The organism is Alsobacter soli (genome assembly GCF_003004785.1).
Lineage (GTDB): Bacteria > Pseudomonadota > Alphaproteobacteria > Rhizobiales > Beijerinckiaceae > Alsobacter > Alsobacter soli.
The window spans coordinates 20371-41645 of the sequence record NZ_PVZS01000003.1 but is presented as its reverse complement, the minus strand read 5'-3'; the positions used below and the strand labels follow the sequence as shown (position 1 = coordinate 41645).

Annotated in this window: 19 protein-coding genes; 9 read left to right on the top strand and 10 right to left on the bottom strand. The window is 69.6% G+C overall.

The genetic code is table 11. The features are described 5' to 3' along the window. Nucleotides 1–37 precede the first annotated feature (37 nt). The 6 genes from SLNSH_RS03185 to SLNSH_RS03160 all read right to left on the bottom strand — a co-directional run bounded on the left by SLNSH_RS03185 (nucleotide 38) and on the right by SLNSH_RS03160 (nucleotide 8957). On the bottom strand, nucleotides 38–1516 hold the full coding sequence (locus tag SLNSH_RS03185) for an MFS transporter (protein WP_106335222.1): 1479 nt from the start codon (nucleotides 1514–1516) through the stop codon (nucleotides 38–40). Between the two features lie 62 nt (nucleotides 1517–1578). Continuing rightward, entirely contained in the window at nucleotides 1579–4290 is a 2712-nt protein-coding gene (locus SLNSH_RS03180) for a nitrate reductase (protein ID WP_106335221.1), read from the bottom strand. Between the two features lies 1 nt (nucleotide 4291). Continuing rightward, nucleotides 4292–4636 (bottom strand): nitrite reductase small subunit NirD, encoded by a 345-nt coding sequence (nirD, locus tag SLNSH_RS03175; protein WP_106335220.1) that lies wholly within the window; start codon nucleotides 4634–4636, stop codon nucleotides 4292–4294. Nucleotides 4637–4647: 11 nt separating this feature from the next. Then, the gene (gene nirB / locus SLNSH_RS03170) at nucleotides 4648–7101 is read right to left on the bottom strand and encodes a nitrite reductase large subunit NirB (protein ID WP_106335219.1); all 2454 of its coding nucleotides are present in this window, start codon (nucleotides 7099–7101) and stop codon (nucleotides 4648–4650) included. Between the two features lie 210 nt (nucleotides 7102–7311). Further along, a complete protein-coding gene (locus tag SLNSH_RS03165) occupies nucleotides 7312–8355 on the bottom strand; it encodes a CmpA/NrtA family ABC transporter substrate-binding protein (RefSeq protein WP_106335218.1) in 1044 nt (347 codons plus the stop codon). Continuing rightward, complete coding sequence (locus SLNSH_RS03160) at nucleotides 8352–8957, bottom strand: ANTAR domain-containing response regulator (protein ID WP_106335217.1); 606 nt, start codon at nucleotides 8955–8957, stop codon at nucleotides 8352–8354. The genes SLNSH_RS03165 and SLNSH_RS03160 overlap by 4 nt, the downstream gene beginning before the upstream one ends. Nucleotides 8958–9190: 233 nt before the next feature. On the opposite strand from SLNSH_RS03160, the gene cobA reads away from it, so the two are divergent. After that, nucleotides 9191–10120, top strand: coding sequence for a uroporphyrinogen-III C-methyltransferase (cobA, locus tag SLNSH_RS03155; protein WP_106335216.1), 930 nt, complete (start codon nucleotides 9191–9193; stop codon nucleotides 10118–10120). 82 nt (nucleotides 10121–10202) lie between these two features. Here cobA and SLNSH_RS03150 read toward each other — a convergent pair whose 3' ends face one another. Beyond that, on the bottom strand, nucleotides 10203–10910 hold the full coding sequence (locus SLNSH_RS03150; RefSeq protein WP_106335215.1) for an HAD-IA family hydrolase: 708 nt from the start codon (nucleotides 10908–10910) through the stop codon (nucleotides 10203–10205). A gap of 110 nt (nucleotides 10911–11020) precedes the next feature. Here SLNSH_RS03150 and SLNSH_RS03145 point away from each other — a divergent pair, with 110 nt between their 5' ends. The 8 genes from SLNSH_RS03145 to SLNSH_RS03110 all read left to right on the top strand — a co-directional run bounded on the left by SLNSH_RS03145 (nucleotide 11021) and on the right by SLNSH_RS03110 (nucleotide 18860). Continuing rightward, nucleotides 11021–11953, top strand: coding sequence for a LysR family transcriptional regulator (locus tag SLNSH_RS03145; protein ID WP_106335214.1), 933 nt, complete (start codon nucleotides 11021–11023; stop codon nucleotides 11951–11953). 140 nt (nucleotides 11954–12093) lie between these two features. After that, entirely contained in the window at nucleotides 12094–12489 is a 396-nt protein-coding gene (locus tag SLNSH_RS03140) for a (R)-mandelonitrile lyase (RefSeq protein WP_106335213.1), read from the top strand. Nucleotides 12490–12675: 186 nt separating this feature from the next. Beyond that, a complete protein-coding gene (locus SLNSH_RS03135; RefSeq protein WP_106335212.1) occupies nucleotides 12676–13461 on the top strand; it encodes a class I SAM-dependent methyltransferase in 786 nt (261 codons plus the stop codon). Between the two features lie 125 nt (nucleotides 13462–13586). After that, complete coding sequence (locus SLNSH_RS03130; protein WP_106335211.1) at nucleotides 13587–14489, top strand: MBL fold metallo-hydrolase; 903 nt, start codon at nucleotides 13587–13589, stop codon at nucleotides 14487–14489. Between the two features lie 41 nt (nucleotides 14490–14530). Continuing rightward, nucleotides 14531–15787, top strand: a complete 1257-nt coding sequence (locus SLNSH_RS03125) for a 3-isopropylmalate dehydratase large subunit (RefSeq protein WP_106335210.1) — start codon at nucleotides 14531–14533, stop codon at nucleotides 15785–15787. Nucleotides 15788–15800: 13 nt separating this feature from the next. Next, on the top strand, nucleotides 15801–16361 hold the full coding sequence (locus SLNSH_RS03120) for a 3-isopropylmalate dehydratase small subunit (protein ID WP_106335209.1): 561 nt from the start codon (nucleotides 15801–15803) through the stop codon (nucleotides 16359–16361). A gap of 12 nt (nucleotides 16362–16373) precedes the next feature. Next, nucleotides 16374–17267 carry an isocitrate lyase/PEP mutase family protein gene (locus SLNSH_RS03115; RefSeq protein ID WP_106335208.1) on the top strand — a complete coding sequence of 298 codons (894 nt, stop codon included), beginning with the start codon at nucleotides 16374–16376 and terminating at the stop codon, nucleotides 17265–17267. A 9-nt stretch (nucleotides 17268–17276) separates the two neighbouring features. Further along, nucleotides 17277–18860, top strand: coding sequence for an alpha/beta fold hydrolase (locus SLNSH_RS03110; protein ID WP_106335207.1), 1584 nt, complete (start codon nucleotides 17277–17279; stop codon nucleotides 18858–18860). Nucleotides 18861–18908: 48 nt separating this feature from the next. Here the strand turns inward: SLNSH_RS03110 and SLNSH_RS03105 are convergent, their stop codons facing one another. Genes SLNSH_RS03105 through SLNSH_RS03095 form a run of 3 tightly spaced genes read right to left on the bottom strand, consistent with a single transcriptional unit; the run spans nucleotide 18909 to nucleotide 21274 of the window. Continuing rightward, nucleotides 18909–19604 carry an ABC transporter ATP-binding protein gene (locus tag SLNSH_RS03105; protein WP_106335206.1) on the bottom strand — a complete coding sequence of 232 codons (696 nt, stop codon included), beginning with the start codon at nucleotides 19602–19604 and terminating at the stop codon, nucleotides 18909–18911. Further along, entirely contained in the window at nucleotides 19576–20376 is an 801-nt protein-coding gene (locus SLNSH_RS03100; protein ID WP_106335205.1) for an ABC transporter ATP-binding protein, read from the bottom strand. Before SLNSH_RS03100 ends, SLNSH_RS03105 begins: the two co-directional genes overlap by 29 nt. Then, nucleotides 20369–21274 carry a branched-chain amino acid ABC transporter permease gene (locus tag SLNSH_RS03095; RefSeq protein WP_106335204.1) on the bottom strand — a complete coding sequence of 302 codons (906 nt, stop codon included), beginning with the start codon at nucleotides 21272–21274 and terminating at the stop codon, nucleotides 20369–20371. The genes SLNSH_RS03100 and SLNSH_RS03095 overlap by 8 nt, the downstream gene beginning before the upstream one ends. Between the last annotated feature and the right edge of the window lies 1 nt (nucleotide 21275).

The window sequence follows — 21275 nt, the reverse complement described above, 5'->3', positions numbered from 1 at the left end:
GTGCTCGCCGACAGCGGGCATCCGGGCGCCCGCAAGGTCACCTCACGCTGATCATCATCACGGCGCCATCGGGCATCACCTCCGCAATGGCGCCTTCCGGCTCGCGAAAGAAGGCGAGAACGAGGACGAGCGTCGCGCCGGCGCAGGCCGCGATGGACAGGAACAGCGCGGAAGCCCCGCCGACGGAGAACACGAGCAGGAACAGCACGCTGCCCACGTTGCCATAGGCCCCGGCGAGGCCGGCGATCTGGCCGGTTAGCCGGCGCTTGATGATCGGCAGCACCGCATACACCGTTCCGTTGGCGCTGTTGACGAAGATGGAGGTCAGCAGCATCGCCGGGAGCGCGAACGCGAGGCCGCGCGAGGCGTCCATGAATGCCATGGCGCAATAGCCCGCCACCATGCCCACGAGCACCATCAGGAGCGCCGGCTTCCGGCCGATGCGGTCGGACATCCAGCCGCCGATGGGCCGCGTTACGAAAGCCGTTCCGGCGAAGCACCCGGCGACGATGCCTGCGTCCTGCAGCGACAGCTGGAACGTGTCCTTCACATAGAGCGGCAGCATGGAGACGACGGCGAGCTCGCCGCCGAAGCTGACGAAATACATGAGGCACAGGATCGCGACCTGGGCGAAGCGGTAGCGGTGAAGCGGCGGCACTGGCTGGCGCACGACGTCCCGGTTCACCCGCCAGATCTGCGCTGCCTGCCATGCATAGAGCCCGGCCAGCACGAGCCACGCAACGATTGTGGCGGCTTCCGACAGGAGCCTCAGCTTGCCGAAGCCGAGCTGCCAGGCGAGCACGCCGAGGGAGGCGTAGATCGGAAGCTGGACGAGCGCATAAAGCGCCATGTCGCCGATGCTCGTCACCTCCATGGCGCCGGACTTCTGCGGCTTGAAATAGGTCGCGCCCTTCGGGGTGTCGGTGACGGTGAGGTAATAGACCGCGCCATACACGAGGGCGATCACGCCAGTCAGCGCGACGGCGGCGCGCCATGACGCGTAGCTCGCCAGCAGCGCCGCCAGCGCGGGCATCAGCACGGCGGCCGCAGCCGAGCCGAAATTGCCAAGACCCGCATAGATCCCCTGGGCGAGCCCCATCTGCCTGGCGGGGAACCACTCTGAAATCATCCGGATGCCGACCACGAAGCCCGCTCCGGAAAGGCCCAGCAGGAAGCGGGTGACCGCCAGCATCTCGAAGCTGGTGGACGCCGCGAAGGCGAGGCAGAGCACGCCCGACGCGGCCAGGATGGCGCTGAACGACGTCCGCGGCCCGAGCCGGTCCACCAGCATGCCGACCAGGATGCGGGCGGGGATCGTGAGCGCAACGTTGAGAATCAGGATCGCGCCGACCTGCTCGTTGCTGAGCCTGAAGGTGTCGCGGATGGCCGCCATCAGGGGCGCGTGATTGAACCAGACGATGAAGGTGACGAAGAAGGCGAGCCAGGAGAGATGAAGGATCCGGTACCGGTCCTTGAAGCTGAAAAACTCGCCGGGTCCGCGGCTGGGCTGGGACATGGTTCAACCTCCTCGAAGGCCGGGGGCTCCGCCCTGGCCATGGTGGGTGTCAGGGCGATGGGTCAGGCTGTCCGGGTTTCCGGCGCGGCCACGCGGGCGGCTTGGATGAGGCGCTGGATCTCGGGCCGGCAGGAGCCGCAGTTGGCGCCGGCCCCGAGCCTCTCGCCGATGGCGTCAAGGTTCGCCGCGCCTGTCCGGATGGCCGCGTGGATCTGCTTCGCGCCAACCTCCCTGCAAGCGCAAACGATCGTCCCGCGGTCCGGCGCGCCGGCGGCTGCGAGCCCGGCGAGCAGCCTGGCTCGGCAAGAGCCGGCGTGTGTTTGCGCGAGGGCCTCGACGAGCAGGCCGCGCGCGAGGGCCACCGGCTGCGGCGCGGCGAAGAGCGCGCCCACGAGCCGCTCGCCCGCAAAGGCGGCGAGCCGGATGCTGTCGGCGAGCCGGTCGTGATAGGCGACCCAGTCCAGGTCCTCGCCTTCGACCCCGAAGAGTCTTTCGGCGAAGGCTCGCCAATCGGCAGGAGGGGCGTGGCCCGCGAGTTCGATGCGGTAGCCGCCAGTGGCGGGGGCGAGGGCCCAGTATTCCACTGAGCTGGGAGCCGGCCGCGTCGCGCTGACGGCGAAGCCAAACCATGCGGCCGGGAACGGCTCTGCGCGGCATGTGGTCCGCTTGAAGCCGGGCTGACCCGAGACCGGGTCAGTAGCCGGGCTGACGAGCGCGTTGACGCGGCCGGCGCCGGCGAACTGGTCGTTCCAGTGCATGGGCGCGAAGACCGAGCCCCGGGCAGTCCGGTCGGTGATGAGGGCCCGCAGGAGCACGGATCCTTGCTCCGTGGTCACGCGCACGATTCCGTCCGGCGCGACCCCGAGGCGCGCGGCGTCGGCCGGGTGGATCTCGCAGAAGGGCTCGCCGTAGTGCGCCATGAGGCGCGGCGACTTGGCCGTGCGCGTCATGGTGTGCCACTGGTCCCGGATGCGGCCGGTGTTCAGGGTGAGCGGGAAGTCCGCGCGCTGCGCCACGGCGGCGAGGACTGCGACAGGGGTCATGCGGGCCCTCCCGTCCGGCGTGGAGAACTCGCCTTCGGAGAAAAACCTCGTGTCCCGCGCAGGCTCGCCGCGGCGCTGGGGCCACTGGAATGGCGCGAGCGCGTCGTAGGCGGCCGCGCCGATCGCATCGTGGGCGCCGATATCGAAGGCGCGGGCGCCGTCGTTCTCGAAGGCCGAGAGCGCGGCGTGTTCGCGGAAGATGGCGGCCGGCCCTTCGTAGTCGAACCCGGCGAAGCCCATGCGCCGCGCGGCGGCAGCGAGAGCCCACCAATCCGGGCGCGCTTCGCCGGGCAGCGGCAGGAAAGCGCGCTGGCGTGAGATACGGCGCTCGGAGTTGGTCACTGCGCCGTTCTTTTCCCCCCAGGCGGCGGCCGGAAGCAGCACGTGCGCGAAGCGCGCCGTATCGGTGCGGGCGGTCACGTCCGACACGACCACGAAAGGACAGGTTCGCAGCGCCGCCTGGACCTCGTCGGCGTCGGGCAGGGAGTCCGCCGGGTTGGTGGCCATGATCCACAGCGCCTTCACCCGCCCCTCGCGGACGGCGCTGAACAGTTCGACAGCCTTCAGTCCGGGCCGGGTCGCGATCGCCGGCGAGCCCCAGAAGCGCTGGACGCGCTCGCGCGCCGCCGCGTCCTCCAGGTCCATGTGCGCGGCCAGCATGGTGGCGAGGCCGCCCACCTCCCGGCCGCCCATGGCGTTCGGCTGGCCGGTGATGGAGAAGGGCGAGGCTCCGGGCTTGCCGATGCGTCCCGTGAACAGGTGACAGTTCAGGATCGCGGTCGCCTTGTCCGTGCCGGACACGGACTGGTTCACGCCCTGGGAGAAGACGGTCACGACCCGGTCGGCTCCGGCGAACTCGGCGTAGAAGCGGGCGATGTCCTGGGCGGAGCATCCGGTGGCGGCCGCCACGGCTTCGAGCGTCGCGGGCGCGGCGGCCGCGACCGCCTCGGGCCAACCTGTCACATGGGCGTCCGTGTAGGGCACGTCGCGCTTGCCGACGCGGTCGAGGTGACGCAGGAGGCCGTTGAACAGGGCCGCGTCGCTGTCCGCCGCGATGGGCAGGTGCAGGTCCGCCTGCTCGGCCGTCGCCGTTCGGCGCGGGTCGATGACCACCAGCCGCACGCCGCGGCTCGCGCGGGCCGCCAGAAGGCGCTGGAACAGCACCGGGTGACACCAGGCGAAATTGGAGCCGACGAGGACGACGAGCTCGGCCTCCTCGAGGTCGGCGTAGACGCCCGGGACCGTGTCCGAGCCGAAGGCGCGCCGATGGGCGGCCACGGCCGAGGCCATGCAGAGGCGGGAGTTGGTGTCGATGTTGGCTGAGCCGATGAAGCCCTTCATCACCTTGTTCGCGACGTAATAATCCTCCGTGAGCAGCTGGCCCGAGACGTAGAAGGCGACGGAATCCGGGCCATGCTCGCGGATCGCCTGTTTGAAGCGCGAGGCCACGAGGTCGAGCGCGTCGTCCCAGCCGACGCGCCGGCCCCCGACCTGCGGATGCAGCAAACGGTCAGCAAGCGACAGGGTCTCGGCGAGCGCGGAACCCTTGGAGCAGAGCCGGCCGCGGTTGGCCGGATGGTTCGGGTCGCCCTGGACCGTCACGCGGCCGTCAGGCTCACGGCGGGCGAGCACGCCGCAGCCGACGCCGCAATAGGGGCAGGTGGTTCGGGTGGCGGGCGGAGCGGGGCCCCCGCCGCCCGCGCCGTCGATCCCGGGCTCGCGCGCCACCATGTCAGGCCGCCTGTCCGACAAGGGACGCGGCGCGCACCAGTACGCGGCCATTCTCGACCCGCACTGGGACGTTGGGCGTGCAGCCGCGATCCGCGCCCTGCGCTTCTCCCGACTTCAGGCAGATCACCCAGTTGTGCAACGGGCAGGTGACGCTGTGGCCGTGCACGATGCCCTGCGACAGGGGGCCGCCGCCGTGCGGGCACTTGTCGTACAGGGCGAACACCACGCCGTCGGCCGCGCGGAACAGCGCGATGTCGCCCGCGGGGGACCTGAGCACGCGCGAGCCGCGCACGGGGATGTCTTCAACGGCGGCCACCTCGAGCCAGCCGGTCACGATCGTGTTCATGGGTCGACCTCTCACTCTGCGGCCTGGATGAAGCGGATGCTCTCGAGCGGCTTGAATTCGTGGGCGTCCTTGCCCGCCACGCGCTCGGCCCAGGGGTCGACCTGGGCGGTCTTCTGGCTCACGACGAAGCGCTCGAAGAGGCTCCGGCGCTTCTCGCGGTCGTCGACGACCGCGGCGCGGATGTGGGGCGCGCCGACGCGCTTGGCCCATTTGTAGATGCGCTCGAGATAGCGCCCTTCCTCGCGGTAGAGCTGGGTGAGGGCGGCGATGATCTCGATCGCCTCTGCCTCGGACCTGGCGTGCCCGAGGACCTCCGTGCCCTTGATGTCCAGCCCGGCGGCGCCGCCGAAGTGGATCTCGTAGCCGCTGTCGACGCAGATGACGCCGATGTCCTTGCAGGTGGCCTCCGCGCAATTCCGCGGACAGCCGGAAACACCCATCTTCAGCTTGGCGGGCGTCCAGGAACCCCACATGAACTTCTCGAGCTTGACCCCGAGGCCCGTGGAATCCTGCGTGCCGAAGCGGCACCAGTCGGAGCCGACGCACGTCTTCACCGTGCGCAGGCCCTTGGCGTAGGCGGCGCCGGAGATCATTCCTGCGGCGTTGAGGTCCGCCCAGACGGCGGGCAGGTCCTGCTTCTGGACGCCCAGCAGGTCGATCCGCTGCCCGCCCGTGACCTTCACGGTCGGGATGGCGAACTTGTCCACCACGTCGGCGATGGCGCGAAGCTCCTTCGCGCTCGTCAGACCGCCCCACATCCGGGGGACGACGGAGAAGGTGCCGTCCTTCTGGATGTTGGCGTGGACGCGCTCGTTGACGAAGCGCGACTGGTTGTCGTCCTCGTATTCGCCGGGCCAGTCGCACACGAGGTAGTAGTTCAGCGCCGGCCGACACTTGGCGCAGCCGCAGGAGGTCTTCCAGCCGAGTTCCTGCATAACGGCCGGGATGGACTTCAGCGACTTGGCCCGGATGAGCCGGCGCACGTCGTCGTGGCCCAGCTCGGTGCAGCCGCACATGGGCTGCACGGCCGCCGGGTTGTAGGCGTCCCCCAGCGCGAGGCGGATCACCTGCTCGACAAGGCCCGTGCACGAGCCGCAGGAGGCCGAAGCCTTGGTGTGCGCGCGCACCTCCTCCAGGCCGGTCAGACCCTTCGCGGTGATGATCGACGAGATCGTGCCCTTGCAGACGCCGTTGCAGCCGCAGATCTCCGCCTCATCCGGCAAGGCTGCAACGGCGGCCATAGGGTCCAGGGAGGCGCCTCCCTGGTAGGACTGGCCGAAGATCAGCGTCTGGCGCATGGCCGAGACGTCGGTCTTCTGCCTGATCATGTCGAAGAACCAGGGGCCGTCCGCCGTATCGCCATAGAGCACGGCGCCGATGATGACGTCGTCCTTCAGGACCAGCCGCTTGTAGACGCCCGCCGCGGGGTCGCGCAGCACGATCTCCTCGCGGCCCGGCCCGTCCGCGAAATCCCCGGCCGAGTAGAGGTCGCAGCCCGTGACCTTGAGCTTCGTCGCGGTCACCGATCCGCGATATGCGGCCGAGGCGTCGCCCGTGAGCTGGGCCGCCACCACCTTGGCCATCTCGTAGAGCGGGGCGACGAGGCCATAGACGGCGCCGCGGTGCTCCACACATTCGCCCAGCGCGAAGATGGACGGATCGGAGGTGCGCATCCTGTCGTCCACGAGGACGCCGCGGTTGACGTCGAGCCCGGCCTTGCGGGCGAGGTCGGCGTTCGGACGGACGCCGACGGCCATCACCACGATGTCGGCCTCGTAGATCGTGCCGTCGTCGAGCCGGACGCCCGTCACGCGGTCGACGCCCAGGAGCTCGTGCGTGTTGGCCTTGCAGTGGACGGTGATCCCCCGCGCCGCGATGGCGCGCTCCAGAAGGTAGCCGGCGGCCTGGTCGAGCTGGCGCTCCATCAGGTGCGGCATCAGGTGGAGCACCACGACATCCATGCCCTGGGCCTTCAGGCCCGCCGCCGCCTCGAGGCCGAGCAAGCCGCCGCCGATGACCACCGCCTTGCCGCCCTTGCGAGCGGCGGCGAGCATCGCCTCCACGTCGTCGAGGTCGCGATAGGCGACGACGCCGGGCAGCGTCTGGCCGGGTACGGGAAGCATGAAGGGCTGGGAGCCGGTGGCGATGATCAGCTCGTCATAGGCCGCCGTCGTACCGTCCTCGGCCGTGACGGTCTTGGCGGCGCGGTCGATGGCGACGACCTTGCGCCCCTTGTGCAGGGTGACCCCGCGCTCGGCGTACCAGGCGTCGTCATGGATGACGATGTCCTCGAAGCCCTTCTCGCCGGCCAGGACGGGCGAGAGCATAATGCGGTCGTAGTTGACCCGCGGCTCGGCGTTGAAAATCGTGACCTTGAAGGCGTCGGGGGCGGCTTCGAACAGGCGCTCCAGGGCGCGGCCGGGGGCCATGCCATTGCCGACGACCACGAGCGAACGTGTGGCCATGTCCAAATCCTGAATGTCTGGGAGGCCGCGGTCCGGATCGCGCGCCGTTGCGCGATGAGGCTCTGCGGAGAGGGGACTGCGTCGTTGCAGTCCTGGATGCAAAGATCCTTGCAGGGAGCGTGCCAACAGGCCGCTCCAGTCGAATCAGGACTTTAGGTGGGCACAGGGGAGGGGCGGCGCCGAGAAGAGGCCCAGATGCCTGCTGATTGGTCAGCCCAGGGCGCGCGCATAAAGATCAGGCCGGAAGCAGGCGAGCGCGGCGGCGCGTGCCTCGGCGCCGCCCGGCGCGTCGCCCCAACGGGTCATCTGCCGGTAGAACCACTCGGCGTGGCCGAGGCTTGGCTCGGTGGCCCCCTCCGCATGGAAGACGATGGCCTCTGGCGCGCACAGGCGCCGCGTCGCATCGAGCGGCAGTTCGCCGGAGAGAACCGGCCGCAGTTGCTCGGGTGGGCAGTCCAGGGCGTCGGATGCGGCGAGAAGGGCGACGAGTTCCTCCCGGTTCTCGGGCGCGTCGCACCAACGCGCTGCCCCCACGATGGCGCGCGTGAGCGCAAGCGCGCTCTCCTCATGCGCTTCTGCCCAATCGGCGCGCAGGGCGAGCACCTTTTCCGGGCCGCGCCCCATCAGCGCCGCCTTGGTGGTCGCCAGCCTGCCGTGGCCGCCCAGGATCGCGGCGCTGTTCCAGGGCTCGCCGACGCAGAACCCGTCGATCAACCCGGCTTCGAGCGCATCCGCCATGAAAGGCGGCGGGACCACCGGCAGGCGCACGTCGCGCTCGGGGACCAGTCCCGCGCCGGAGAGCCAGTCCAGGAGTTCGTAGCGGTGCGGCGAAAAAGGAAAGACGACCGCGAGCGACAGCGGCCCGCTCCCGGCAGGTCGCGCCTGGACGACCCGAGCGAGCGCCGCGCCGTTGGCCGCCGGATCCCCCGTCTCGGTCGCGCCCTGCTCGACCATGGCGCTCCAGAGCCGTTCGGAGACGGTGACGGCGTTGCCGTTGTAACCCAGGGCGACCGGCGCGATCAGTCGCGGCGCTCCCTTGGGCATGCCGAGCGCCGCCGCGATGGGCATGGGGGCGAGCATGTGGGCGGCGTCGAGCCTGCCCGTCGCAATCCTGTCGCGGATCGTGGCCCAGGACATCTGCCGCTGCAGATCGAGCGCGAGGCCTTGGGCGGCGGCGAAGCCCTTGTGCGCCGCCACGATCAGTGAAGCGGCGTCCACCAGGGGAATGAAGCCGACGCGCAGAACCGTGTTCACGAGGCGTCTCCCTTGGGTCCGAGGAGGTCGGCCGCCAGGATGATGCTTTCGGCGACGTCGATGATCTTGCGGCTCTGCTTCATGGCGGTGGAGCGCAGGAGAGCGTAAGCCTCCGCCTCGCCGAGCCCCTTGGCCCGCATCAGCAGCCCCTTGGCGCGGTCGACCGTCTTGCGGTCGGCCAGCTCCTGGCGCGTTTCGTCGAGCTCGCGCCTGAGCCTCGCGAAGGCGTTGAAGCGGCTGATCGCCATGTCCACGATAGGCTTGACCCGGTCGGCGCGGAGCCCGTCCACGATATAGGCGGACACGCCCGCATCGATGGCCGCCTCGATCATGCTCGCGTCCGACTGGTCGACGAACATGGCAACCGGGCGGGACACGCTGCGCGAGACCTGGAACATCTGCTCCAGCACGTCGCGGTTGGGATCCTCGAGATCGATGATCACCACATCCGGCGCGAGGTCCGCCAGTACGCGCATCACGCCCGTGGTGTCGCGGATGACGTGCACCGTTTCGATGCCGGCGGCTTGCAGTCCGTCGCACAGGATCGCGGCCCTGATGGGATTGGTGTCGACGACGGCGACGTTCAGGCTCTTGGACTGCATCGGCTTCCTTGTCGCCACGCGCCAAGCAAGCGGCGGGCCAGAGCGCGCTGCGCTTCGGGCGAGGGCTGCGGCGTGCCGGCGTCCTTGGCACGCGGCATGCTTGTTGGGCCCCAGGATCAAGGGCGATCCCCAACTGCCCACATTGTGGGCATCCGGCAACGCCGCCGGTGCGCCGGCCTCCGCTTAAGGAGGCGCGGACGCGCCGGCGGCATTTTTATTGGGAGCTCGAAGCGATGAGCGAGACGTCAGGCCGCGTTCCCACCCTGGTCCCTTCCGCTCGCGCGCCGGACGGCGCCGAGACGGCCCGGCTGGGGAAGCTGGCTAGGCGCGCCTTCGGGGCGGCGCCGCGTGCCGATGGCGCACGCACGGGTGAACCCGCTTGCCGCGGCGGCCATGGAGGGCGCGTCACTCTCGTCGGCGCGGGGCCGGGCGATCCAGGCCTGCTGACCCTCAACGCCGTGCGGGCGCTGCAGGCGGCCGACGTGATCCTGTTCGACGACCTTGTCTCCGACGGCGTTCTCGACCTCGCCCGCCGCGAGGCGAAGCGCATGATGGTCGGGAAGCGGGGGGACCGGCCGTCCTGCGCGCAGGCGGACATCAACGCGCTCATGCTCACGCTCGCGCGCGCGGGCAGGCACGTGGTGCGCCTGAAGTCCGGCGACCCCATGATCTTCGGCCGGGCGGGGGAGGAGATCGAGGAGCTCCGGGCGGCCGGCATCCCGGTGGCCGTCGTTCCCGGCATCACCACCGGCCTGGCGCTCGCGGCTGAGCTTGGCGTTTCGCTCAGCCGCCGCGGCGAGGCGCAGGCGGTGCATTTCGTCACCGGCCGCGACCGCCACGGCGACGTGCCGAGCGACCTCGACTGGGCGAGGCTCGCCGACCCACGCTCGACCACGATCATCTACATGGGCGGCAAGACGGCGTCGCGGATCGCCGAACGGCTGATCGCGGAGGGCCTGCCGGCGGACACGCCGACTCTCGTGGCTCGCGACGTCTCGCGCCCGAGCCAGCGGATCTGGCGCGGAACGCTGGACGAGCTGAGAGGCCCGTTTCCGCTTCCCTCCGACGGACCCGTGATCATCGGCATCGGGACCGTCATGCGCCAGGAAAGCGCTGGCGCCGAGCTGGAGCGAGAGCAGGTCTCGGTAAGGAAGGCCCGCTGACTGCCCGCGACCGCGGCGCGGCTGCAAGCTGCACAGCCGGGGCGTAGGCCCCTGGGGAATCAGGCAAGCGTGTCGTGGTCCGTCAACGGCCGAACTCGCGGTCGACGGCGTCGGCAAGCTCGCCGAGGCTGGCGAAATGGAAATCCGGCTTGGTCACGGACTTGGGCTCGGGCGTGCCGCCGAACCCCTTCATGCCCTTGCGGCGCTCGATCCAGCAGACCTTGTACCCCAGTTCGCGAGCGACCCCGATGTCGTGGTACTGGCTCTGGGCCACGTGGAGGATGTCTTCCTGCCGGTAGCCGAAGGCCGACTGGCGCCCAAGGTTGTACGAGAAGAAGCGCGGGTCGGGCTTCGGATATTGCGCGTCGTCGACCGTGACGCTGTCATGGAATGGCAGCCCGAGGGTGTTGGCGCAGGCGCTGTAGGCCACGCGGTCGAAGTTCGTCATGGCGACGAGGCGGAACCGGCGGCGAAGCCTGCGGAGCGCGTCGGCGGAATCCGGGAAGGCGGGATACTGGAAGAAGCGCCACATGAACCCGTTGGCTGCGGCGTCGTCGTGCGGCAGCCCCAGTTCCTTGGCGGCGTAGATGTACACGTCCCTCATTACGACGCTGGAGCGGCCCGGGAACTTCGCCCGGCCGGCAAGGTAGGGAGCGAAGATGTCCTCGTCGCTCAGATTTTGCGCAGCGGCGCCGCCCATCGCGCGGAAGCCGTCGAGAACGCCTTTCTCGAAATCGATGCACGTTCCGACGATGTCGAAGGTCATGACCTTGAAGTCTGCGAAGGACATTCCGGGAGGCTCCTGCGGCCGTGCGCGCCAAGCGCGAGTGCGGACGAGATTGGGCCTTGCGGAGGGGCCCCGCAATCCGACAAATTCTTATCGGGGAGTTACATTGTGTAATGTCACAACTGCGCCGACTGCTTCCGTCGATGAACGGGCTCGTGGCCTTCGAGGCGGCGGTCCGGTGCGGCACCTTCGCCCGCGCTGCGGCGGAACTCGGGGTGACGGGGCCTGCGGTCAGCCGGACCATCGGCAGGCTGGAGACCTACCTCGGCGTCTTGCTGTTCTCCCGCAAGCCGACAGGCGTGGAGCTGACCGCGGAAGGCTCCGACCTGTTTGCGGCCGTCACCAGGGGCTTCAGTGAGATCGAAAGGTCGCTGAACAGGCTCACCCCGTCGAGGAAGACCGGCCGGAGGCCGATCGTGCTCTCGGTGTCGTCCGCTTTCGCGACGCACTGGTTCATGCCTCGTCTGGCAGCCTTCCACGAACGCTTCCCGGGCGAGGAGATCCAGTTCCAGCTCATGTCGGGGCCCATGCGCGGCCCGCTGGACGCGGTCGACCTCGCGATGCGCTACGACCACAAGCGAGAGGGCGAGCAGGAAGTGCTGCCGCTCATGGACGAGCTGCTGATACCGGTTTGCGCACCCCACTTCGCGTGGCGGGGGGACTCCGATGCGCCGGCCGCCCGGATGATCACCCTGAGCGAAGCTCAGCCCGATTGGTCCAGCGTCCTTTCGCCCGCGACGGGCCGGTTCGACATGGAGCAGTTCGCGCTGTCCGACTACTCCCTCGTCGTGCAGGCGGCGCTGGTGGGCCAGGGCATCGCCTTGGGCTGGCTCAACACCGTGTCGCTCCTGCTCGCCGAGGGCAAGCTGGCGCCCGCGAGCCAGTTAGCGGTTCGCACTGGCCGTCGGTGTGAGCTCGTCGTGCGGGAGAGCGGCAGGCGCCCCGTCCTGCGCGAGGTCTTCCAGTGGATGAAGGACGAGTTCGCCCGGGACGTCGCCGCCATCCGAAGCAGGTACCCCCATGTGTCCGGGCTGTCCTCGCAATAGGCGTCCCGGGCTGGCCCCTCGACCGGCCTGCGGTCGCCGCCGAACGGCCTGCGCGACATGAATGAGCGTGAGGGGGAAGGAGAAGGCCCGCCCTGAGAGGACTGCGCCCCATATCCAGGAGACATCACAGGAGAAACTCCATGGACATCGCACGCGCGGGCTCGCAGCCCTCCCAGAAGGGCCCGGCCGACTGGTTCACCGGGCAGGTGCGCATCGACCCGCTTTTCAGCCCGCCTGATCCGGCGCGCGTCGCGGGCGCGATGGTCACCTTCGAGCCGGGCGCCCGGACCGCGTGGCATACCCACCCGCTCGGGCAGACCCTGATCGTCACCGCCGGTTGCGGCTGGACGCAGCGCGAGGGCGGCCCGGTCGAGGAGATCCGTCCCGGCGACGTGGTCTGGTTCTCACCCGGCGAGAAGCACTGGCACGGCGCTTCAGCAACGGCCGGCATGACGCACATCGCCATCCAGGAGAAGCTCGACGGCAAGGCCGTGGACTGGCTGGAGCATGTCACCGACGCCCAGTACCGCCGCTGACCGGCCGGAAGGGCCGACATTCGCTCAGGGCTGGCCGGATCGGATCGCCCGCGGCCGCCGCGGCAGTGTGTAAGCCTTCTGCTCCAGTGACACGCCTGCCCGGCGCTCCTAGCCTCGGGAAGCGGTGGACGAGGCGTCGGGCCCCCGCCCGATGACCTGCGGCCCCGAGGAACCGAGGCGGGCGCCATGCCGGGCCAAATCAAGTTCGACAACGGTGAATCCTATGAGCGGATGATGGGACGCTGGAGCCGGTTGGCCGGCCAGGTGTTCCTGGACTGGGTCGATCCCCGCCCGGGATTGCGCTGGCTGGATGTGGGCTGCGGGAACGGCGCCTTCACCCAACTGATCCAGGACCGCTGCGCTCCGAGCGCGGTGCATGGGATCGACCCTTCCCCGGCTCAACTGGACTTCGCCAGGAAGCGACCAGGCGTTCAATCGATCGATTTCCGACAGGGCGATGCGGAGCGGCTCCCGTTTACGGACGGATCGATGGATGCGTGTTCGGCCGCTCTGGTGCTGTTCTTCCTTGCCGACCCGGCGAGAGGAGTGGCGGAGATGGCCCGTGTCACCGCGCCGGGAGGGATCGTTTGCGCATACTTGTGGGACATCCCGACGGGCCTTCCTCATTTCCCGATCATCCGCGAGCTTCGGGCGGCCGGAATGGTCCCGCCGCTTCCGCCAAGCGCCTCGGTTTCGGCGCCGGATGCCCTGCGGGCCTTGTTCGCGGATTGTGGTCTCGAAGGCGTCGAGATGACGGAGATCGGAGTCGAACGCATCTTCGACGGCTTCGACGACTGGTGGGAAACCAGTCTCCTGGGCACGAGCTTGTCGGCTGCCGTCGAAGAGTTCGGCCTGGAACGGATCGAGCCGATCAGGCAACGACTGCGCGCGCAATTCGCCGATGCAGGTTCGGGCCCCTTTACACGAACGGCCCGAGCCAATGCGATCAAGGCGACCAAGGCCAGGCTGTAGATTTCGGCGTCGGTGCGTCGCTTTCCACCAGCCGTGTCATCACGTGAAACGGATTTTGCGGGTTGGCAGCGCGGGTGCGCCGTGATACCTCTCGGGCAAGCAAGAAAGCCCAGGGGAGGGCGCCTTTGACGAGGTTTCATCTCGGCGGCGTATCCGTGGTCCGCGTCGAGGAAGTGCTGGAGCAGGGCTTCGAGCCATCATTCCTGCTGCCCGGCTTCGATCGCTCCCTGCTCGCACGCCACCCCCAGCTGGCGCAGCCGAATTTCTTCCACGCCGAAAGCGGGAAGGTGATGTCCAGCATCCAATCCTGGCTCATCCGCCTGCAGGGCCGAACGATCCTGGTCGACACCTGTTCCGGCAACGGCAAGGCCCGGGCCCTGCCGCTGTTCCGACGCTTCCACATGCTGGAATTCCCTTACCTGGAGAACCTCGCCGCCGCCGGCGTGACGCCCGAGGACGTGGACCTGGTCTTCTGCACGCACCTGCACATCGATCACGTAGGATGGAACACGCGGGCCGAGGAGGGCCGCTGGGTTCCGACCTTCCCGAACGCCCGCTATCTGTTCGGCCGGGCCGAATACGACCATTGGCGCGAGGGCGGGGCGGGGCGGGCCCGCTTGCCCGAAAACGTCGACGTGATCCGCGACAGCGTCGATCCGGTGGTGGAGGCGGGCCTCGTCGACTTCGTCGAGGACGGCGACGAGATCCTGCCCGGCCTCAAGGCCGTGGCCGCGCCCGGCCACACCGAGACCCAGCTGAACCTCGTCTACGAGCGCGATGGCGAGAGCTTCGTCTGCTCCGCAGACGTGCTTCACCAGCCGATCCAGGTCTACGCCCCGGAGCTCAACAGCTGCTTCTGCGAGGATGGGGAGGCCGCCCGCGCCACCCGGCTGCGGCTCCTCGAGCACTGCGCCGACACGGGCGCCTTGCTGCTGCCCTCGCATTTCGGCCCGCCGCACGCGGGCTACATCACGCGCCGGGACGGCGGCTTCTCCTTCAGGCCAGCCGAGACCGCCGGGGCTCAGTGAAACACACCGCCCGCGCGGGCGGATTTTTGGGGAGTTCACACGTGGGCTACACCATCACCGAGAAGATCTTGGCGCGGGTGTCGGGCCAGGGGCCCGTCAAGGCCGGCGACGAGGTCATGGCGAAGCCGGACTTTGTCATCGCCTACGATTTCCCCGGCTACACGGACGTCTATTTCAAGCAGATGAAGGAGGACTTCGGCATCGACCGCGTGTCGGAGCCGGACCGCTACGCCATCTTCATCGACCACATGGTGCCGGCGACGACTCCGAAGGAGGAGGAGCTCCACATCGGCACCCGCCAGTGGTGCGCCGAGAACGGCGTGGCGCTCTATGAGCGCCGCGGCATCGGACACCAGGTCGCGGCGGAGGTGGGCTACGCCACGCCGGGCGCGTTTGTGGTTCATTTCGATGGCCACATCAGCCAGCTCGGCACGTTCGGGACCCTGGCGATGGGAATCCGCCGCAACCTGCTGGAGGCGTTCGTGCGCGAGCGCATCTCCATCAAGGTCCCGCAGACCGTGCGGGTGAACCTGCGCGGCACGCTGCGGAAAGGCGTGATGGCCCGCGACGTCTTCCACCACCTGGTGCGCACGCTGGGGCCGGCGTCCTGCCGTTTCCAGGTGCTGGAGCTGGGCGGACCCGCGCTCTCGCAGATCTCGACGGAGGGGCTGCAGACGATCACCGGCCTCGCCATGTTCACCGGCGCGATCACCGCCATCGTGAACCCGGACGCCGAGCGCCTCGCCTACGCCCTGCCGCGGGCCAAGAAGGCCATCGAGCCCGTGTACAGCGATCCGGACGCCGAGTACGCCGCCGTCCACGACGTCGACCTGACGGACCTCGAACCGCTCGTCGTCATCCCGCCGACGCCGGCCAACTCGCGTAACCTGTCCGATTTCCTCGGCCTGGAGATCAACGCCGGCTATCTCGGCTCCTGCGCGTCGGGGCGCCTCGAGGACCTGCGCGTGGCCGCGAAGGTCCTGCAAGGGCGGCAGGTGAAGCCCGGCTTCCAGCTCAACGTGGTGCCGACCAGCCAGGAGATCATGGCGGCGGCGGGCCGCGAGGGCCTCATCTCGACGCTGGCGGAAGCGGGCGCGTTCATCTCCTCGCCCAGCTGCGACTACTGCTTCGGGCGCATCGCGACCATGACGGCCAATCAGCGGGCGGTGTCCACGGGCACCCTGAACGTCCGTGGGCGGATGGGAAGCCCGGATTCCGAAATCTACCTCTGCAACGCCGCGACGGTCGCCGCCACCGCGATCGAGGGCGCGATCGCCGATCCGCGCAAGTATCTCTGAGAGGAGGGGAGCCATGGCCCTGACAACGCTGCGCGGGCGCGTCGCCTTCATCTTCGACGAGGAGAACTTCGACGTCGACCAGATCGTCGGCGTCAAGAACATCAAGATCACGGACGTGGAGGAGCTGGCCAAGGTGGCCATGCTCTCTTACGACCCGGAGTTCCACGCCAAGGTGCGCAAGGGCGACATCCTCGTCGGGGCGCACAATTTCGGCTACGGCCACCCGCATTACCCGCCCATGCGGGCCATGCGCCATCTCGGCGTCGCCGGCGTGGTGGCGGAGTCCTTTTCCCCCGGCTACTGGCGCGGCGAGATCAGCATGGGCTTCCCGCAGGCGAGCTGCCCCGGGATCCTCGGCCTCGTGGAGCGCTGGGACGACATCGAGGTCGACTTCGACGCCAACGAGGTGCGCAACCTCACCAGGGGCCGGTCCCTGCCCATGGAGCCCCTGTCCTTCGCCGACCGCTCGATGCTCGACGCCGGCGGGCTCGTTCCCTACCTGAAGCGCTCCGCAGCCGGGGCGCAGCCGGCCGCCCCGGCGGGGTCGGCCCCCGCAGAATCGCGCAACGCCTGAGGAGACGCCCCAATGCCTTTCACCGGCCACAAGGATTTCGCCGCACGCGTGCGCGCCCAGAAGACCTACTGGGCCGCCGGCGCCTATGACGCGCTGTCCGCCCGCATGATCCAGGCCGCCGGCTTCGACGCCCTGCTCACCAGCGGCTTCGGCGTCTCCGCCTCGCTCCTCGGCATGCCGGACGCCGAGCTCTACACCATGACCGAGAACCTCGGCGTCGTGCGCAACGTCTGCAACGTCGTCGACATTCCGGTCATCGCCGACATCGACACCGCCTACGGCAACGCCATCAACGTGATGCGCACGATCCGCGAATTCGAGGCGACCGGCGCGGCGGCCGTGATCATGGAGGACCAGGTCGCCCCCAAGCGCTGCCCCATCTGCGTCGGAGGCGTCGAGACCATCCCGCTGGAAGAAGCGGTCGGCAAGCTCAAGGCCGCCGTCGAGGCCCGCCGCAATCCCGACATGCTGATCGTCGCGCGCACCGACGTCGCCACGGAGGCGGAGGCGATCGAGCGCGCCAAGGCCTATGTGGCCGCCGGCGCCGACGTGATCCAGCCGATCAGCCGCACCTTCAAGACGATCGAGGGGCTGCGCGCGTTGCGCGAGGCCTGCGGCGCGCCGCTGTCGCTCCAGGTCCTCGGCTGGCTCGAGAAGAACCTGTCGCCCGCCGAGATCGAAAGCGTCGCCGGCCTGGCCACGTTCCCGCTCGTGCCGCTGATGACGGTCGCCCAGGCCATGCAGGAGAACCTGGCCGTGCTCGCCCGCGAGAAGACCAGCAAGAACCTGCCGCGGCCCGTGATGGCGCATGACCCCTTCGTCGAGATGATCGGCTTCAAGCAGATCGAGGAGCTGCAGCTCAAGTATCTGACCTCGCCGCCGCCGAAGGCCTTCGCCGCGGAGTGAACCCCGTCCATGGCCGGCCCGCAGCCCTGCCCCCATTACCTGACGCTGCCCGCCGGCCAACTGCGCCTCTGGCGTTGCGGCGAAGGGCCGGATGTCGCCGTCCTGCACGGCTTGGCGCTCGGCGCGGAGGCGACCGCCGCGCGTCTGGCTGAAGCCTGGCCGGGCCGTCGCGTCACCGTGCTGGAACTGCCGGGCGTCGGCGGATCCGCCGGGCTGGCCACGGGCGATCTGGCCGAAGCCGCCCGCCGCCTGGACGCCGCCCTGGACTTCTGCGTGGCGCACGACGCACCCTTGGTCGCGTGCGACCTGTCGATCGCCGTCGCGGCCCGCATGCGGCGGCGACCGGCGGTGACGCTCGGCGCAGGCGCGGCGCAGTCGTGGGCGCGCCGTGGCTGGCGCCTGCCGTCGCTTGCGCCTCGCCAGGACGGGACGCACCTCACGGCCCTCTGGGCCCACCTGCGCGACGCGCATTTTTTCGAGCCCGATGACCCAACGCAGCCGGCCCGCCTCGGCGAGCCGTTGCCGTCGCCCACGGAGCTCGACTCCACGGTCGTCGCCGCCGCGGCCGACCCCGCCGCCTACGAGAGGCTCTGGTCCGCCTGCATCGACTCGCTGCAGCTGGGGGCGGCGGCCGACGCCTTCGGCGCAACTGGGGCCAAGGATCTGCCGGAGGCCGCAGCCCTTCTCCAAGCCTTGCCGCAGCCGGCCCGCGCGCCCGGGCTGCCGTCCACCAAGCCCCTCCCGGCGGGACTCTGGAACCAGTACGTCCAGACGTCCCGCGGACGCATGCACCTGCGTCGCGCCGGCGGCGAGGGCCGTCCGCTGCTGGTCATTCCCACGGGGGGCGGCTCCTCGGCCCAGTTCGCTCCCGTGGTCACCGGGCTGGCGCGCGGCCGGCAGGCCTTCGCGGTCGACTACCTGGGCAACGGCCTGTCCGAGAAGCCGGATCGCGCCGTCACCATCGGCGACCTCGCCGACGACATGGCCGCGCTGATCGAGTCGCTGGGTTTCCCGGAGGTGGACGTATGGGGCTCCCACACGGGCGCCCTCGTCGGGCTGGAGCTGGCCGTGCGCCGGCCCGACCTGGTCGGCCGGGCGGTGCTCGAAGGCCCCGTGTTCATATCTCCGGACTTCCAGCAGGATCTGCTGGCCCACTACTTCCCGCCGCTACGCCCCGACCCGTGGGGCCTCCACCTCCAGTTCGCCTGGAACTGGAGGCGCGACATGTTCCTGTATTGGCCGTGGTACCGGGTGGAGCGCGCCGCTGCGCGCCAGCTCGGCTTGCCGTCGGCCGAGCAGCTGAACCTCTACACGGTCGGGATCCTGGAGAGCGGCCCCACTTACGATCGGGCTTACCGGTCCGCCTTCGCCTACGACACCCGCGCCCGCATGCCGCTCCTGCGGCGCCCCGCGCTGGTGTGCGCCGGCCCGAACGACATGCTCGTGGACGGGCTGAAGGAGGCGGAAGCGCTCGCCGTGCCCTCCGTGCAGGTGCGGATGACGCCGACCACCGTGTGGTGGCCCGATCCGGAGCCGGAAGCGGCGGCGCGCGCCATGGCGATCTACGACGCCTTTCTCTCTCCCGAGACTTGATCGCCGACGGCGCCGCAGCAGCCGGCGCCAGCACAGCTGTACGCGGCATCAGGAGAGATAGGCCTCGAGCACTTCCGGGTTCTGCCGGAGCTCCTCCGGCGTTCCCTGGACCACGATCTGGCCCCGGCGCATCACATAGCCGTAGTCGCACACCGACAGCGCGATGGCGGCGTTCTGCTCCACGAGGAGGATGGACTGCCCCTCCTTGTGCAGGGCCACGATGGCCTGGAACACGAGGTCGACGATGGCTGGCGCGAGCCCCATGGAGGGCTCGTCCAGCACCAGCATCTGGGGCTTCGTCATCAGCGCGCGGCCGATGGCGAGCATCTGCTGCTCGCCGCCGCTCATGAGCCCGGCCTTCTGCTTGCGGCGCTCGGCCAGCCGGGGGAACAGCGCATAGATCTTGTCAACGAGGCGGGGGTCGGCGTTGCGCCCTGCGAAGCCGCTCAGGGCGAGGTTCTCCTCGACCGTGAGGGGAGCGACCACCATGCGCCCTTCCGGCACAAAAGCGAGCCCCGAGCGCACCACCCTGTGCAGCGACAGGCGCGAGATCTCCTGGCCGGCGAGGTTGACCGATCCTGAAACGGGGCGGTGCAGGCCGGCGATGCTGCGCAGTGTGGTGGACTTCCCCGCGCCGTTCGAACCGAGCAGAACGCAGAGCGAGCGGGCCTTGACCTCCAGGTCGACGCCGCGCACGGCCTGGATCGCGCCGTAGCTAGCGGAGAGCTTGGATACGGTCAGCATCGTGCTTTCGTCCGAAGTAGGCTTCCTGCACGGCGGGATCGGCGATGCAGGCGCGGGGATCTCCCTCCGCCAGGAGGCGGCCGAAGTTCATCACGGTGCAGCTGTCGCAGAAGGCCGTGACGAGGCTCATGTTGTGCTCGACCATCAGGATGGTGAGCCCCGCGTCCCGAAGCTCATGCACGAGGCGACCGACGGCGTCCGCCTCGGCGGCGTTCATGCCGGCGGTCGGTTCGTCGAGGAGGAGCAGCTTGGGGTCGGAGCCGAGCGCCCGCGCGATCTCGATGCGCCTCTGCTCGCCATAGCTGAGGGTTTCGGCCAGTTCGTCCGCCCGGTGCGCCATTCCCACCCGCTCCAGCAGGTGCATGGCATGGTCGCGGCTGGCGCGCCAGGCGGCGGAGGCCGCCGGCAGGCCGAGAAACGAGGCCCAGAGCGACACGCCGCGGCGCAGCCAGCAGCCGGTCATGACCTGCTCCAGCGCCGTCATGCCGCTGAACAGGCGCACGTTCTGGTAGGTGCGGGTGACGCCCCGGGCGGCGATGTCCTGCGGGGCCATGGCCTCGAGCGCCGCGCCCTCGAACCGGATGCTCCCGGAGGTGGGGTGGAACAGTCCCGTGATGAGGTTGATCACCGTCGTCTTGCCGGCGCCGTTCGGGCCAATCAGGCCGTGGACGCTGCCCCGGCGGACATGGGCCGTGAGTCCGCCCACGGCGGCCACCCCGCCGAAGCGCTTCACGAGGTCATCGAGCACCAGGATGGACGCGCCGTCATGCATGGGCGTCGCGCTCCGCGGCTTGCTGCCGGCGCTCGTTCTCCTCGCGGAGCCTGGCGGCGCGCCTGAGGCCCCAGGCGCGCGGGTCGATGAGGCCGCGCGGCAGGAAGATCATGATCAGGAGCAGCACGACCCCCTTCGCCACGTCCTCGATCTGGGGAACGATGGCCTGCATGGCCGTGGGCAGGGCGGTGAAAACCGCGGCCCCGACGATGGGGCCGAGCCAATGGAAGGAGCCGCCCAGCACCGTGGAGGCGATCATCGTGAAGGCGATGCCGATGAAGTAAGTCTCGGGCGAAATGAACTGGAGCGTGAAGGCCAGGGCCGCGCCACCGAGGCCGCCGACGACACCGCTGATCAGGAAGGCCGCGAACTGCACGCGATAGGGGCTGATGCCCATCGTGGACGCCACCGCGGCGTCCTCCCGCACCGCCCTTGCGGCGAGGCCGTACCAGGACCGGTGAAGGCGCCAGAACACCAGAGCGCAGAGCGCCAGCAGGAGGGCGAGTTCAAGAGGCTCCACCCGCAACGGTACGATAAGACCGTTCACGCCGCCCGTGAGCAGGGGCGTGTTGAGGGCCGTCACGCGGGTGATCAGCACGAGCGCCAGGCTCGCCAGCGCCATCCAGTGGCTCTCAAGCCGCAGGAAGGCGCCCGCCACCACCGCGGCCGCGAAGCCCCCGCCGAGGGCGGCCATGGGGAATGCGGCCCACAGCGGCACGCCGAACTTGCCCGCCATTTGGGCGGATAGGAAGCCGCCGACCGCGGCGAAAACGACAGTCGTGAAGCTCAGGACCCCGGTCGAAAGCACCGCGTAGGTGGACAGGGCGAAGAAGGCGTTCACGCTGGCGAAGGTCACCGTGCTGCCGTAGCCGGCCCAGAGGTCGAGCAGCGTCTCCATG

Coding starts and splice junctions, on each gene's coding strand:
- SLNSH_RS03095 (WP_106335204.1), bottom strand. CDS start 21,274: ATGGAGACGCTGCTCGACCTCTGGGCCGGCTACGGCAGCACGGTGACC.
- SLNSH_RS03150 (WP_106335215.1), bottom strand. CDS start 10,910: ATGTCCTTCGCAGACTTCAAGGTCATGACCTTCGACATCGTCGGAACG.
- SLNSH_RS03140 (WP_106335213.1), top strand. CDS start 12,094: ATGGACATCGCACGCGCGGGCTCGCAGCCCTCCCAGAAGGGCCCGGCC.
- cobA (WP_106335216.1), top strand. CDS start 9,191: ATGAGCGAGACGTCAGGCCGCGTTCCCACCCTGGTCCCTTCCGCTCGC.
- nirB (WP_106335219.1), bottom strand. CDS start 7,101: ATGGCCACACGTTCGCTCGTGGTCGTCGGCAATGGCATGGCCCCCGGC.
- SLNSH_RS03100 (WP_106335205.1), bottom strand. CDS start 20,376: ATGCATGACGGCGCGTCCATCCTGGTGCTCGATGACCTCGTGAAGCGC.
- nirD (WP_106335220.1), bottom strand. CDS start 4,636: ATGAACACGATCGTGACCGGCTGGCTCGAGGTGGCCGCCGTTGAAGAC.
- SLNSH_RS03185 (WP_106335222.1), bottom strand. CDS start 1,516: ATGTCCCAGCCCAGCCGCGGACCCGGCGAGTTTTTCAGCTTCAAGGAC.
- SLNSH_RS03145 (WP_106335214.1), top strand. CDS start 11,021: ATGTCACAACTGCGCCGACTGCTTCCGTCGATGAACGGGCTCGTGGCC.
- SLNSH_RS03105 (WP_106335206.1), bottom strand. CDS start 19,604: ATGCTGACCGTATCCAAGCTCTCCGCTAGCTACGGCGCGATCCAGGCC.
- SLNSH_RS03115 (WP_106335208.1), top strand. CDS start 16,374: ATGCCTTTCACCGGCCACAAGGATTTCGCCGCACGCGTGCGCGCCCAG.
- SLNSH_RS03110 (WP_106335207.1), top strand. CDS start 17,277: ATGGCCGGCCCGCAGCCCTGCCCCCATTACCTGACGCTGCCCGCCGGC.
- SLNSH_RS03160 (WP_106335217.1), bottom strand. CDS start 8,957: ATGCAGTCCAAGAGCCTGAACGTCGCCGTCGTCGACACCAATCCCATC.
- SLNSH_RS03180 (WP_106335221.1), bottom strand. CDS start 4,290: ATGGTGGCGCGCGAGCCCGGGATCGACGGCGCGGGCGGCGGGGGCCCC.
- SLNSH_RS03135 (WP_106335212.1), top strand. CDS start 12,676: ATGCCGGGCCAAATCAAGTTCGACAACGGTGAATCCTATGAGCGGATG.
- SLNSH_RS03120 (WP_106335209.1), top strand. CDS start 15,801: ATGGCCCTGACAACGCTGCGCGGGCGCGTCGCCTTCATCTTCGACGAG.